General features: G+C 70.0%; 12 protein-coding genes. 2 read left to right on the forward strand and 10 right to left on the reverse strand.

The window, feature by feature from the left end:
- Positions 1-273: 273 nt before the first annotated feature.
- Together AB0J69_RS12035 and AB0J69_RS12040 are read left to right on the forward strand one after the other, a co-directional pair.
- Positions 274-693, forward strand: a complete 420-nt coding sequence (locus AB0J69_RS12035) for a peptidase inhibitor family I36 protein (protein WP_364115816.1) — start codon at positions 274-276, stop codon at positions 691-693.
- 80 nt (positions 694-773) lie between these two features.
- On the forward strand, positions 774-1,604 hold the full coding sequence (locus AB0J69_RS12040; protein WP_364115819.1) for a hypothetical protein: 831 nt from the start codon (positions 774-776) through the stop codon (positions 1,602-1,604).
- Here AB0J69_RS12040 and AB0J69_RS12045 read toward each other — a convergent pair.
- The 10 genes from AB0J69_RS12045 to AB0J69_RS12090 all read right to left on the reverse strand — a co-directional run bounded on the left by AB0J69_RS12045 (position 1,563) and on the right by AB0J69_RS12090 (position 13,064).
- Entirely contained in the window at positions 1,563-2,999 is a 1,437-nt protein-coding gene (locus AB0J69_RS12045; protein WP_364115822.1) for a peptidase S10, read from the reverse strand. The two genes, AB0J69_RS12040 and AB0J69_RS12045, sit on opposite strands and share 42 nt — an antisense overlap.
- Positions 3,000-3,008: 9 nt before the next feature.
- Positions 3,009-4,235, reverse strand: coding sequence for an enolase C-terminal domain-like protein (locus tag AB0J69_RS12050; protein ID WP_364115825.1), 1,227 nt, complete (start codon positions 4,233-4,235; stop codon positions 3,009-3,011).
- A complete protein-coding gene (locus AB0J69_RS12055; protein WP_364115828.1) occupies positions 4,232-7,165 on the reverse strand; it encodes a glycoside hydrolase family 38 C-terminal domain-containing protein in 2,934 nt (977 codons plus the stop codon). Before AB0J69_RS12055 ends, AB0J69_RS12050 begins: the two co-directional genes overlap by 4 nt.
- Positions 7,162-7,974, reverse strand: coding sequence for a carbohydrate ABC transporter permease (locus AB0J69_RS12060; RefSeq protein ID WP_364115831.1), 813 nt, complete (start codon positions 7,972-7,974; stop codon positions 7,162-7,164). Before AB0J69_RS12060 ends, AB0J69_RS12055 begins: the two co-directional genes overlap by 4 nt.
- Positions 7,971-8,819: a sugar ABC transporter permease gene (locus AB0J69_RS12065; protein ID WP_364115834.1), complete on the reverse strand. Its 849-nt coding sequence runs from the start codon at positions 8,817-8,819 to the stop codon at positions 7,971-7,973. Before AB0J69_RS12065 ends, AB0J69_RS12060 begins: the two co-directional genes overlap by 4 nt.
- A complete protein-coding gene (locus AB0J69_RS12070) occupies positions 8,816-10,066 on the reverse strand; it encodes an ABC transporter substrate-binding protein (protein WP_364115836.1) in 1,251 nt (416 codons plus the stop codon). Before AB0J69_RS12070 ends, AB0J69_RS12065 begins: the two co-directional genes overlap by 4 nt.
- Positions 10,067-10,085: 19 nt before the next feature.
- Positions 10,086-10,784: a FadR/GntR family transcriptional regulator gene (locus tag AB0J69_RS12075; RefSeq protein WP_364115839.1), complete on the reverse strand. Its 699-nt coding sequence runs from the start codon at positions 10,782-10,784 to the stop codon at positions 10,086-10,088.
- Between the two features lie 91 nt (positions 10,785-10,875).
- Positions 10,876-11,403 (reverse strand): DUF305 domain-containing protein, encoded by a 528-nt coding sequence (locus AB0J69_RS12080; RefSeq protein ID WP_364115842.1) that lies wholly within the window; start codon positions 11,401-11,403, stop codon positions 10,876-10,878.
- A gap of 105 nt (positions 11,404-11,508) precedes the next feature.
- The gene (locus tag AB0J69_RS12085) at positions 11,509-12,579 is read right to left on the reverse strand and encodes a phosphotransferase (RefSeq protein ID WP_364115844.1); all 1,071 of its coding nucleotides are present in this window, start codon (positions 12,577-12,579) and stop codon (positions 11,509-11,511) included.
- Positions 12,576-13,064 carry a GNAT family N-acetyltransferase gene (locus tag AB0J69_RS12090; RefSeq protein WP_364115847.1) on the reverse strand — a complete coding sequence of 163 codons (489 nt, stop codon included), beginning with the start codon at positions 13,062-13,064 and terminating at the stop codon, positions 12,576-12,578. Before AB0J69_RS12090 ends, AB0J69_RS12085 begins: the two co-directional genes overlap by 4 nt.
- Positions 13,065-13,088: the final 24 nt, after the last annotated feature.

Below are 13,088 nucleotides of genomic sequence, written 5' to 3' on the forward strand. Positions count from 1 at the left end.
CGATCGCCGCGCGAACAGCGTCACGAATGGCTTCCGAATAGGTCTTGCGCAGCCCACGGGTTCCTCCGGTCGCACACCCGAGCTGGCAAGAGTTGCGTCAATGCGACGAAGTCTCCGGTCATACCCCTGATACGAGTGGGTCTGGCGGGCCTGGGCACGCGACCCCTTTCCGGGGCGCGCAGCCCTTATGGAATCGGCGAGTCACGACGGCTCGTATTCGATTCGGCACGCTAAGTTACGAGGTCGAAACGACTCACCCATGAGGAGAGACCTGTGAGGCTATCCAAGAAGGCCGCCGGCTTCGTCGCCGCGGCCGCTATCTTCGCGGCGGTCGTCCCCGCTGCCGCCGCGGTGGCAAGCCCCCGCTCGACCTGCTACGGCGGTCGTGTCTGCCTGTACGCCGGCTTCGACTACAACCGCGGACAGGTCGACCACTGGCGGGACTTCGTCAAGGACGACTCCAACTTCGCCGACAACAACTGGCTGAACTGGGACTTCAGCAACTCCTGGCACAGCATGAACAACGAGACCAGCTCCGTCAGGAACCGCATCGGCTGCAGCGCCACTCTCTGGCAGCACCCGGGTTACACCGGCGCCCACAGCACGTTCACGCACAACTCGAACGACGGTTTCCTGGCGAACAACGCCATCGGCAACAACCGCACCAGCGCGATCGACATCTGGTGCCACTGAGCAATAAGGGGAGTGCCGGTTTCCGGGCTTGGCCGCCGGAAACCGGCTGCCGCGGTCTCCTCGCCAGCGCGCTGTTGCTGGTGACGACCACCGCGGCCTGCGGCGCCGACGAGCCCGCGCCACCGACGCCCGTGCGGGGCGTCACCAAGGTGTCGCAGCTGGTGCTGCCGTTCGACGCCTACAAGACCACTCCCGAGCAGCGGGCCGTCCTGGGCAACGCCCACAACCACCTCGTCGTCCGATGCATGCGCAAGCAGGGCATCAGCGTCGCCCCACCGGCCGAGGACCCGGCCGAACTCGCCGCCGTGGACCCCGGCAACTCCCGCCGCTACGGCGTCACCGACACCGAGGCCGCCAAGCGTCACGGTTACCACCTGGCCAGGCCGCCCTCTCCCGACACGACCGGCGCCTGGGCCACCAAGCTGCCGAAACGGACCCGGCACCGCCTGTACGGCACCGCGGCGGACCGCGGCTGCCTGGACCGCGCGACGCTCACCCTGGACAAGGGGGCGCGCAAGGCGGACTGGCCGTGGCTGTCCCTGCAGGACTCGCTCACGCTGGAACAGGCCGCCAAGCACCCGTCGGTGACCGCGGCGATCAAGCGCTGGCAGTCGTGCATGAGCCAGGCCGGCCACTCCTATCCCGCTCCCGAGGCGGCCATCGCCGACGGCCGCTGGAACCTCGACGAGGCCGCGGTGAGCGAGGAGGAGCGGCAGACCGCGACCGCCGACACCACGTGCAAGTGGTCGTCGGGCCTGGTCGCCGCCTGGTACGCGGCCGACGCCGAGCTGCAGCGGGCCGTCATCCGCGACAACCCGGGCCGCTTCGCCGCCCTGCGCGCCAACCTCAGGCAGCGCCTGAGCCGGGCCTCACGCCTGCTCGCCGAGCACGAAGGCGGCCAGGTCCGCTGACTGGGCGAGCCTGCTGGGCTCGTGGACGTACATCATGTGGCCGGCCTCGTAGTACCTGAACTCCACGTTGCCGGCCAGCTCGGCGGGCACGGGCAGGTGGGCGAAGGTGTGCTCGGCGGCGAAGTACGGGGTCGCGCCGTCGTGATACCCGCAGGCCACGTGCACGCGCAGGTGCGGGTTGGCCCGCATGGCGGCGGCCAGGCGCGAGGCCACCTGCACGTGCGCGTTCTCGAACTCCTTGTACGACCAGGGCCGCACGCGCGAGGTGAGCACCTCGTACGGCAGGTCGTTGGCGTAGCCCAGCTCCGAGCGAAGGTAGTGGTTGAGGGCCGCGCTGTAGGGACCCATGATCGCGTCCATGCTGGGGTCGGCGGTGAAGTGCTCGCCGCCGGAGTCGGGGTCCCAGCCGGTGAAGCGGCCGTCGAGCCGGCCCACGATCTGCCGCCGGGAGCGCAGCACCTCCGTGAAGTACCGGATGTGCTCGATGCGCAGGTTCACCCGGTCCACGTAGTCCTCGCTCAGCCCGGTGAGCGCGGCCACCCTGGCGACCGCGGCCGCACGCTCCTCGGGCGTCAGGCGGTTGCCGCGGGTCAGCGCCCACAGGTAGTCGCCGCCCGCGTACTCCTCGGCCTCGCGCAACACCTCGGCCAGCGGCCGGTCCCCGTGCAGCCCGTGGTAGTGCGCGATGGCCGCGTAGGTCGGCAGGTAGAGGGCGTAGGCCAGGTCGTTGCCCTCGTTGAACTCGCCCGTGATGAAGTCGAGCACCGAGGAGATCAGCATCACGCCGTTGAGGTACATGCCGTAACGCGACTGCAGGTGGTCGGCCAGCCCGGCGGCCCGCACGGTGCCGTACGACTCCCCGGCCAGGAACTTCGGCGACATCCACCGCCCGTTCCTGGTGGTCCACAACCTGATGACCTCGCCGACGGACTCCAGGTCGCCGGTGAACCCGTGGTACGGCTCCGCCTTCTCCCCCTCGGCCGCCCGCGAGAACCCGGTGGAGACCGGGTCGATGAAGACCAGGTCGCTCACCCGCAGCAGGCTCTCCTCGTTGTCGGCCAGCCCGTACGGGGGCGGCAGCAGCGCCCCGGCGTCCCCCATCACGACCCGGCGCGGCCCGAGCACCCCCAGGTGCAGCCACACGCTGGACGACCCGGGCCCGCCGTTGAACGCGAACGTCACCGGCCGGCTCAGCGGCTCGGCCCCGTCCAGCGTGTACGCGGTGACGAACACCTCGGCCTTCGGTCGCAGACCCTCGAACTTGCCGTCGGTGATCACCTCCTCGCGCAGCACCATGGTGCCGGTGGTGGCGGTGTAGGACTGGCCGGACGGCAGCGTGTGGGAGGTGGCGACGAGGTTGTCGGCAGGGGCGGCAGGCTTTGACTCTTCAGACATATCGCCCCATTATGGTGCGATTTCCCGGTACGGGTCCGCGAAGCGCTCGTTGGGCACCGTGGCGTACCAGCCGGGCCGCCCGGGGTCCCGGTCGTACGGGTAGCCGCCCAGCTCCCGGTAGAGCTCGGCGTAGCGGGCCACCCGCTCCCGGTCCAGCCGCACGCCCAGCCCCGGCCCCGACGGCACCGCGATGGCGCCCTCCGAGTACGCCATCTTGCCGCCCTCGATCACGTCGTCCCTGAGCTGGTGGTAGTGCGCGTCGGCGGCGTAGGTGAGGTTCGGCAGCACCGCGCCCAGGTGCAGCATGGTCGCGAGCTGGATGCCCAGCTCCCCCGACGAGTGCACGGCCACCCCGAGCTGGAACGTCTCGCACACCCCGGCCGCCTTCACGCACGGCCTGATGCCGCCCCAGAACGTCGTGTCCAGCAGCACCACGTCGGCGCCCCTGCGCAGGACGTTCGAGGCCAGCTGCTCGAAGTTGACCACGACGGTGTTGGTGGCCAGCGGCACCCGGACCTGCTCGCGTACGAGCCTGAGCCCTTCGAGCCCCCAGACCGGGTCCTCCAGGTAGTCGTTGTTCAGCCCCTCGATGGCCCGGCCGAAGCGCAGCCCCTCGGCCACCGAGAGCACGGCGTTCGGGTCGTAGCGCAGCCGGTCGCCAGGGAACGCCGCGGCCAGCGCCCGGTAGCACTCCAGCTCGTAGTCCGGCGGGAAGACCCCGCCCTTGAGCTTGTGCACGGTGAACCCGTGGGCCTCCTTGAGCGCGGCGGTGTGCGCGACGAGCTGGTCGGGGGTGCGGATCTCGGCGTGACCGTCGGCGGCGTACCGGAAGAACAGGTAGGACGCGAACGGCACCTCGTCGCGTACGCGCCCGCCGAGCAGGTCGTGGGCGGGCACGCCGAGGTGCTGGCCGACGAGGTCGATACAGGCGAACTCGATGGCGGCCAGCAGCTGCGTTCGGTTGTTGTAGAGCGAGGCCGTCGGGTTGGCGATCTTGAAGCGCAGCGCCTCCAGCTGGAAGGGGTCGTGGCCCTTCAGGTACGGCATCAGCGCGCGGAAGGCCGACTCGGCGCTCTCCCCGCCACCCCCCATCTCCCCCAGGCCGATCAGCCCGTTGTCGGCCTCGACCTCGACGATCGTGCGGACGAACCGGCCCCAGTGGGCGCCGTTGCTGTGCCGCAGCGGCGCCTCCAGCGGCACGGCGACCGTCGTGGCCCTGATGTCAACGATCCTCACTGGCGCGTCCCCCTGACGACGGCCACCCCGCAGGCGGGCAGCCGTACCTCGACCGTCTGTTGCCCCGGCATCGACACCCTGACCTCGACCGGCTCGGCGGCCAGCGACTGCAGCCGCACGCCGTCCCAGCCCAGGGACGTGACCAGCACGTCGGGGTGGTCCACGGACACGTACGTCTCGGAGACGTCGGGGCTGTCGGTGATCAATGCGCCCACGAACGGCTCGCACAGCCCGGAGGCCACCGCCGCGCCGAGCCGCCTGCCCTGGACGCCCGGTTCCGAGGTCACGGCGTAGCGGAACGTGGTCTCGCCCTGCTGCTGCGCCGGGAAGTTGGTGTCCCAGATGTTGTTGAGCGCCCACGAGTAGACCGTGCCGTCCTCCTGGTCGAGGGTGGGCGGGAACGGCGCGTACGGCATGTGGATGGTGCCGAGCTGCACCAGCGGCGCCTCCAGCGTGGCCCAGGCGACGGTCAGCTCGGGGTCCTCGAAGGCGATCCAGTGCCTGATCGGCAGCATGTACTCGGCCGAGCCGGGCACCCGGGGCGCGTCCGGGCCGCCCACCCCGCCGGTCAGCTCCCAGGCGGTGGGCCGGCCGGCGGCGAACGGGAAGGCCAGGAAGACCGCCTCCTTGGCCGGGGTGCCCTGCTTGGCGAGCTGGTAGGTGAGATCGAGGCGGGGCACGCCGCGGTAGAGCTCGATCGTGGTGCGGATCCAGTCGACGCCCTTGCCGCTCAGCTCCACGACCAGCTTCTCGCCCACGGCCGTCCGCTTGGCCTCGGTGATGGTGGCGTGCCTGCCGATGGCCCGGTCACCGAGCAGCGTGCGGTCGTGCGCGCCGACGTGCCCCGACAGGTGGTTGAAGTGCGGGGCGGTGGCGTACTGGTCGTAGACGTACTGGCCGAAGCCGGCCGCCGCGTCACCGTTGACCAGCTCCCGGCCCGCGCGCTTGTCGAAGATCGAGCTGAGGTAGCCCTCGCGCACGTCGTACGCCACCCGGTAGAACTCGTTCTCGATCACCCCGCTCGGGTCCAGCTCGACCGGCTCCGGGGCCTGGCCCTCACCCGGCACCACGTCGACGCGGGCGTAACCGAACCCGGCGACGTCCGGGACGACCGCGTGGACGTGCCGCCCGATCGGCCGGGTCGGCCAGTCCACCGGGTCCACGAACTCCTCGTGGTGCGGCAGCGTCCGGCCGGTCCGCGAGTCCACCAGCGCGATCGGCACGTCCACGCCCACCACGTCCCTCGGCAGGAACGCGCGCACGATGTCGGTCCGCGTCCAGGTGCCGGGGTTGAAGACGGCGAAGGAGGCCAGGGCGCCGCCCTCGGTGCCCGACTCCGACAGGGCGGCGGCGAACCTGCGGGCGGCCGCGTGCAGCAGGTCGGCCGCGTCGTCCTGGGCCGAGTACGCGCCGGAGGACTTGCGCGTCCACTGCAGCCCGCCGGAGTCGCCCGCCTCCTCGGCGTCCTCCCACGGGTTGGCCGCGCCCCAGGTGTGCTCGTTGAACAGCGCGACCTTGTCGTAGGCGGCGTCGATCTGCTCGGTGGCGTCCACGCCGGCGATGGTGTGCAGCGTCTCGGCGACGCGCAGGGCCGACTGCGCCCGGCGTACGTACCCGAGGGGGCGCGCGCCGGAGCCGAGCCCGTCGGCCCACCAGTCGGTCCAGTCGCCCTCGTGCACCGCCAGCCGGTCGTGGTAGCGCTCCTCGACGTGCTCGAAGAAGTCGCTGTTCACCGCACTTCTGAGGCGAGGGTAGGCCCACTGCTCGTTCCACCGGCGCGCGATCGACGCGGGCACGATCGACGGCCCCGCGTTGTCGGCGTGCGCGCCCTGCACCCGCAGGTGCAGCACGTCCAGCTCGTACGGCTCCTTCGGCGCGTCCGGCCCCTGCCACCCGAAGGTCCCCGGCCCGTACGGGTAACCCCGCGTGGCCAGCGCCGACAGGTAGCGCGGCAGCAGGTCGTCGGCCAGCTCGTAGGAGTCGGTCAGCCCGACCGTGTTGCCCTCCATGTACGCCATCCCGTGCGGCGTGTCGGTGAACCACACGATGATCTCGTTCCCGCTCGGCGCCCGCCACCGGAACGGCCTGGTGAGCTTGTCCCCGCCGTGCAGGTAGGGCACCGACCGCCCGGCCCAGTTGTGGGCGGCGGCCAGATAGCGCACGCCCGCCGAGCTGAGCGCGTCCACCAGCCCCACGACCGCACCCGGCACGTCGGTGTGCATGGCCGACCTGGTCGCGAAGCCGTGCTGCCGCTCCAACTGGGCGGTGAAGCGCAGCTGGCGGTACAGCTCCTCGGTCGAGCACGCCTCGGTGTGCAGCTGGAACGGCAGCGCCGTCACCTCGATCACGCCGGCCCTGGCCAGGGCGGCGAACGAGTCGACCATCTCCTTGGGCCGGGCGTCGAGCCACTTCAGCGCCGGCATCGACGACTCGACCGTCCACCTGAACTTCGCGTCGTCCGGCCAGGACGCGGTCTCCTCGGCCAGCCGCAGCGCCGCGTCGAGGTAGTCGAGGTGGTGGCGCAGCACCGTGCCCTGCGGGTCGGTGTAGCCGATGTCCAGGTGCGAGTGGTGCACCACGAACACGCTCCACTTGCGCTGCGGGGTCACCGTGACCTGCGCGGTGCCGACCACCCCGGCGTCGTCGCGGCACTCCAGGGTCAGCTCGCGCGGCGCGTCCACCTCGGGCACCAGCAGCGTCACGTCGGTGCCGGACGCGCTGTCCACGCCGACCAGCACGTGCGTGAGCGGCTCGGTGCTGGAGACCCGGACCGCCTGGCGGCCGTCGTGGGTGAACAGCGGCAGCACCGCGACCCGTACCTCCAGCCCGCGCACGCTGATGACGGGCGTCGAGGTGTCGTCGCGCAGCGCCTGCCTGATCCCGTCGTAGTCGGGGCTCCCCAGGCTGCGCTGGAGCAACCGGCTGGTCATTGAACACTCCCTAGAGACAGGCCCCTGGCGAAGAGGCGCTGGGTGGCGAGGAACAGCACGACCGTCGGCAGCGAGACCACGAGCCCGGCGGCCAGGCCGACGGGGACGGGGGTGCCGGCGTACACGTCGGTCATGAGGCCCGCGATGGCGGTCATCACCGGCCGCACGTCCTCGGTCTGCGTGAGGGTCAGGCCGAAGATGAGGTCGTTCCAGATGAAGGTGAACTCGAGGATGAACACGGCCGTCAGCGCGGTGAACGAGATCGGCAGGTAGATCCGCCAGAAGATGCGCCAGGTCGAGGCGCCGTCCATCCGGGCGGCCTCGAAGATCGAGAAGGCCACGCCGGTGTAGAAGTTGCGCAGGACGAACGCGGCCAGCGGCACGTTGATGGCCGTGTAGATGAGGATCATGCCGACGCGGCTGTCGTACAGGCCGGCGTCGCTGTAGCCGACGAAGAGGGGCACGAGCAGCATCTGGGAGGGGAACACGGTGCCGCCGAAGATCAGCAGGAACCACCAGAAGCCGTGCCTGAGCCGCAACACCACGATCACGTACCCGGCCAGCGCCCCGATGATCACGCCGAGCAGCGGCGAGACGAGGCTGTAGAGCGCGGTGCTGGCCAGGCTCTGCGTGAGGTTCGCGCCCTCCAGGGCCCGGCCGAAGTTCTCCAGCAGCGCGAAGTCGCCGGACGGCACCCACGCCCTGCTCGGATCGTACGACTCCGCCGGCCGGGAGGCGTTCACGAGCAGCAGGTACGTCGGCCCGAGCCAGATCAGCCCGAGCACGACCAGCACGACCCGTCTGATCATGCGGCCGTCACCTGCCTCCGGAGGTACAGGTAGGACGCCAGCCCCGTGACGACGGTCAGCATCACCGCCACCGCCGAGCCGTAGCCGTAGTCGCTGGCCACGAACGTCTCCTTGTACATGGTCACCGCCAGCGTCTCGGAGTTGCGCCCCGGGCCGCCCTGCGTCAGCACCCACACGATGTCGAACGTCTTCAGGCTGGCCACCAGCGCGAGCCCGACCACGACCGCCGTCAGCGGCCGCATGAGAGGCCAGATCACGTGCCGGAACAGCCCCCACCCCGACGCCCCGTCGAGCCGGGCCGCCTCGATCGGCTCCTTGGGGATGGACTGCAGCCCGACCACGAACAGCAACGTGTTCACGCCGAGCTGCTGCCACGTCCAGACCGCGAGCATCGCGAACGTGTTGGCCGGCGACTCCTGCAGGAACGCGGTGTCCACGCCCAGCAGCAGGTTGGCCACGCCGTCATGCGACAGGATCGGGCTCCACACCATGGCCAGGCCCGCGCCGCTCAGCGCGTACGGCAGCATGAAAGGCACCCGGAACCACGCGCCGCCCTTGATGTCGTAGGACAGCACCGCGACCAGCAGCCCCAGCCCGACTGGGAGCACCATGGTGCCGATCACCCAGATCAGCGTGTTGCGGGTCGAGGTGAGCAGCGCCGCGTCGTCGAACAGTTTGGCGAAGTTGGCCAGGCCGATCCACCGCGGCGGCTCCAGGCCGTCGTACCGGGTCAGGCTCAGGTAGGCCGTCCACAGGAACGGCGCGTACAGCAGCCCGGCGACCAGCAGGGCCGCCGGCGCCACGTAACCGTGCCGGAACCGCCCGAGCATTGGGCGTGCACTCACTGATGCGTGCTCCAGTACTCGTCGGCGGCCTTCTGGATCGTGTCCAGGACCTCCTTGTAGGTGTCCGGCTCGGTGACGAACTTGGAGAAGCCGTCCAGCGCGGCCGTCAGGATGGGCGGCGGCGTGGCCTCGAAGTAGCGGTTGACCAGGCGGTACTTGCCGCCGCCCGCGTCCTTGGTGACGGTGCCGAGCGCCTTGTCGTCGATCGTCACCTTGGGGTTGGCGCTCACGTCACCCCGGCTCGTCGCCCACTTCTCCTGGGCCTGCGAGGTCGTCCACCACTTGAGGTACTTCATGCTGGCGTCGGGGTCGGCCGCCTTGGTCAGCGAGCACAGCGGCCCGCTCTCGAAGATCATCGAGGTCTTGGGGAGCGACGCGTTGACGTTCGGGATGACGAAGAAGTCGTAGTCGGTGCCGGCCTTCATGCTCCGCTGGGTCATGCTGGTGTTGAACCAGGTGCCGAAGGAGATCATCGCGGCCTTGCCGTTCTTCATCACGTCGCCGGGGTCCGTCTTGTCACCCGGGTTGATGAAATATCCGGCGTCGATGAGCTGCTTCCACTTCTCCATCACCTGGACCACGCCGGGGTCGGTGTACTTCGCCTTGCCGGTGGACAGGCGGTCGTACAGGTCGGGGTCGGTGCCGGCCATGAGCTGCTCGAACCAGACGAAGGAGAACAGCACGCTGGTGTGGTAGAAGGCCTTGACGCCGTTCTTCTTGAGCGTCTCGGCGGTGGCGACCAGGTCCTCCCACGTCTCCGGGGGCTTGAGGCGGTACTTGTCGAAGATCTTCTTGTTGTAGAACATGCCCCAGTACGCGACGTTCATCGGCACGCAGTACTGCTTGCCGCCGATCGTGTAGTAGGGGGCGAGGTCCTGCGACAGGTCGCCGGCCTTGATCGCCTCCTGCCAGACGGCCGTGGTGTCGGCCACCTGCTTCTGCTTGACGATCTCCTCCAGCATCCCCCCGGTCTGCCAGGTGAACAGGTCGGGCTTGACGTTCGTCCGGAAAGACGCCTTGATGAACGCCTGGTACTGGGCCGAGTCGGTGTATCCCGTCGGCTTCATGCCCAGGCCGATGCTCTGCTTGGACAGCGCGCCCATCTGGTCGAAGTACTTCGTCCACGCGCCCTTGTCGTTGTACAGCGTCAGTTCGGTCTTCTTCTGCGGCGTCTCGGCGCCGTTGCCACCGCAGGCGGTCAGGACGAGCGCCGCCACGCCGAGCGTGGCCACACGTGACCGGAACATGGGCCGGCCTCCTTGGTTCTTATCGGGGGGTTCGCAACCTGTGCTCTACAACCGTCTTCACGTCGACCAGGTGGGCCCGCATGCGCGCCTCGGCCTGCGCCGCGTCGCCTGCTTCGATGGCCTCCAGGATCGCCAGGTGCTCGTCGTAGTCACGGCGCCGGTCGTCGAAGATCTGCAGGATCTCGCGCTGCTCCGGCCCGTGCACGGTGAGCAGCGAGTCGACGACCTCGTGCAGCACGCTGTTGCCCGCCATCCGGGCGGTCGCCCGGTGGAAGGTCATGTTCGCGTCGTGCAGCTCGGCGTCCTCGCCGCGCAGGTGCCTGCCAGCCTCGTCGAGCACCCGCTTGAGCGCCGCCAGCTCCTCGCGGCCGACGTGCTCGGCGGCCATCGCGGCCAGCGGCGGCTCGATCACGATGCGCGCGCCGAGCAGCTCCAGGAGCTGGGCGGCGTGGATCTCGCGCATGTTCGGGTTGGGCAGGACCAGCCGTTCGATGTCGGCCCCGACGTAGATGCCGGAGCCGTGCCGCATCTCGATGGCCCCGGTGGCCTCGAGCCTGCGTAGCGCCTCGCGCAGCGTCGGGGTGGTGACGGCGAAGCGCTGGGAGAGCTCCCTGGTCGAGGGCAGCCTGTCGCCGGGCCGGTGCCCTCCCGTACGGATGAGCTCCAGCATGCGCTCGGTCAGAGCGTCGGAAAGCGTGGGCCGCGTTACCTCGGACATATCAAGTGATCTAATCACTTCTGGCGATCGGCGTCTATGAGGAAAGTGTTTTTCGCCCCAGAGACGGGTGATGGCGTGGATCGCGGCCGTCTTACTTCTTGATCAGGTTCATCATGATGTCGATCTGCCCCTTGCGAGAGCTCTGCACCTGGGCCGCCCACCGCTGGACCTCGGGGTTGGCGCCGCCCGACACCTCGGCGGCGGCCATCTGAACGGCGTCGTCCTGGTGCGCGATCAGCAGGTTGCACAGGTCATACTCGAAGTTCTTCGACTTCTTCAGCGCCTGGACCTGCTTGACGTCGGTCTCCGGCATGCCGCCGTGGTGGTCGTGGGCGCTCGTGGCCGGGGTGAGCGGCTGGTCCCAGGAGTGCAGCCAGCGCAGCATCATCTCGACCTCGCCCTGCTGCGTGCTCTCGATGGCCGCGGTCAGCGTCTTCAGCTCGGGAGTGGTGGCGCGGGACGTGCCCACCTTGGCGATCTCGATACCCTGCCGGTGGTGCTCCACCATCATCTGGACGAACATCACGTCCTCGGCGTTCACCTGCGGCTCGGGCTCGTCCTGACCGCACGCGGCGGCCAGCAGGAGACACAGGGCCGCTAAGACCTGCCTTACGCGCACTGGTGACTCCCCTAACTAATAGGAAACCTTCCTAAGAGTTGACGATTTCCACCAGGCGCGCAAGGCCCGGCACATCGGCACCGTAACCGTACACAAGGGGTTACGTCACGTCCGCAGGAAGCCGAGCGCCTCCTCCGTGTGCTGCCGGGCGATGCCCAGCATGAACTCCCGGTCGGGGAAGTCCCCGTCGAGCAGCCGCAGCGGCCCCGCGACCAGCGACAGGTGCTGGGCCAGGCGGTAGAACCGCAGCCTGCGCTCGTCCAGCCCGTCGACGCGCAGCGCCGCGTAGTGGTCGTGGAAGCGGATGCGCAGGTAGACGTGCTCCCATTCGACGTCGAAGAACATGGTGCCCTCGATGTCGATGAGCACCGGCTCGTCGTGCTCGTCCATCAGCACGTGGTCGGGCCCCAGCTCGCCGTGGATGAGGCCGTGGTCGGGGCGCGGCTCCACCCTCGCGGCCAGCTCCCGCGCCTTCTCCTCCAGCACCTCTCGGGCCTGCCCGATCGTCGCGACCCGCGACGCGGCCTCGGCCAGGTCGCGCAACGCCCACTCCAGCACCAGCTCGGGGCAGGACCGCCGCAGACCCTCGCCGCTCTCGACCAGCGCCACCCGCCCGAGCTCCGGCGACCGGCACCCGGCCATCGCCCGCAGGCTGCCCGCCAGCCGGTCCAGCGCCTTCGGGTCCCTGCCGAGCCGCTCCTCCAGCGTGCCGCCGCGGACGTCCTCGATCAGGGCGACGTCGGCCGGGTAGTGCTCGTGGCCGGCGTCGGCGAAATGGAGGCGCGGAACGCGTACGCCGAGGGAGCTCAGGCGCGCGTGCGCGGCCTCGAAGAGCCGCAACCCGGACGGCTGCGTGCCGCTTGCCGCGTTGTCCCAGAAGTCCTCGTCCTCGGACCAGACGTAGAGGATGACGCTCGGCCCGCTGTCGAAGGAGAGACGATAGACCCCCTTGCTGCTGCCCCCTCGGAGCCGGTCCACCCCGGTGAGCCGGCAGCGGGGCCCGAAGGCCTCGCGCACCAGACCGCCGAGCCGCTCCCGATCCGCGAACCTACGCGGCCCCCTGCCGGGCCGCTCCCCCACGACCGGGGCCGCGCCGCTCATGTCCCCTGCGCCATCAGGGCCCGCGCCGGTCATGTCCCGCGCTCCGGCCGGGGCCGCGTCTGCCTGCTCGCTCACAGCCCCTGCTCCAGCCAGTGCCGCATCGGCGCGAAGCCCAGACCGTCCTCGAAGAAGGCCGGCGCCGCCTTGTTGAAGGCCCACACGTCCGTGACCAGGCTCGTGCAGCCCGCCTCCCTGGCCGCGACGCGAACCGCCTCGACGAGCGCCGAGCCGGCCCCGACCCTGGCCGCCGCCGGATCCACCGCTATGTGCTCGATGGCCGCGAAGTTCCTGGGCCGCGTCAGCACGTCACCGGCGCGTCGGTGGACGGTGGCCGTGACGTAGCCGATCGCGCGCCCGCCCGACTCGGCCAGGTAGGCCAGGGAGCTCTCGCGGGCCAGGAAGGATCGGAAGAGGGTGCGGAGTTCGTCCGCGCCGGTGGCTGTCCTGAAGACGTCGGGCCGCTCTTCAACGTGGAGATCGTGGACGAAGGCGTTCAACTCGGCCAGAACGGCCGCGTCCTCCTGTGCAGCGGGTCGCACCCGTATTCGGTCGTCTGTCATGGAGGGATCGTGGACCTCGATCAT

The sequence above is a fragment of the Nonomuraea sp. NPDC049709 genome, from assembly GCF_040674815.1.
Lineage (GTDB): Bacteria > Actinomycetota > Actinomycetes > Streptosporangiales > Streptosporangiaceae > Nonomuraea.

Excerpts from the sequence above, each read along its gene's own strand:
- AB0J69_RS12045 (WP_364115822.1), bottom strand. The coding sequence starts at position 2,999 with ATGTCTGAAGAGTCAAAGCCTGCCGCCCCTGCCGACAACCTCGTCGCC.
- AB0J69_RS12055 (WP_364115828.1), bottom strand. The coding sequence starts at position 7,165 with ATGACCAGCCGGTTGCTCCAGCGCAGCCTGGGGAGCCCCGACTACGAC.
- AB0J69_RS12060 (WP_364115831.1), bottom strand. The coding sequence starts at position 7,974 with ATGATCAGACGGGTCGTGCTGGTCGTGCTCGGGCTGATCTGGCTCGGG.
- AB0J69_RS12070 (WP_364115836.1), bottom strand. The coding sequence starts at position 10,066 with ATGTTCCGGTCACGTGTGGCCACGCTCGGCGTGGCGGCGCTCGTCCTG.
- AB0J69_RS12075 (WP_364115839.1), bottom strand. The coding sequence starts at position 10,784 with ATGTCCGAGGTAACGCGGCCCACGCTTTCCGACGCTCTGACCGAGCGC.
- AB0J69_RS12090 (WP_364115847.1), bottom strand. The coding sequence starts at position 13,064 with ATGACAGACGACCGAATACGGGTGCGACCCGCTGCACAGGAGGACGCG.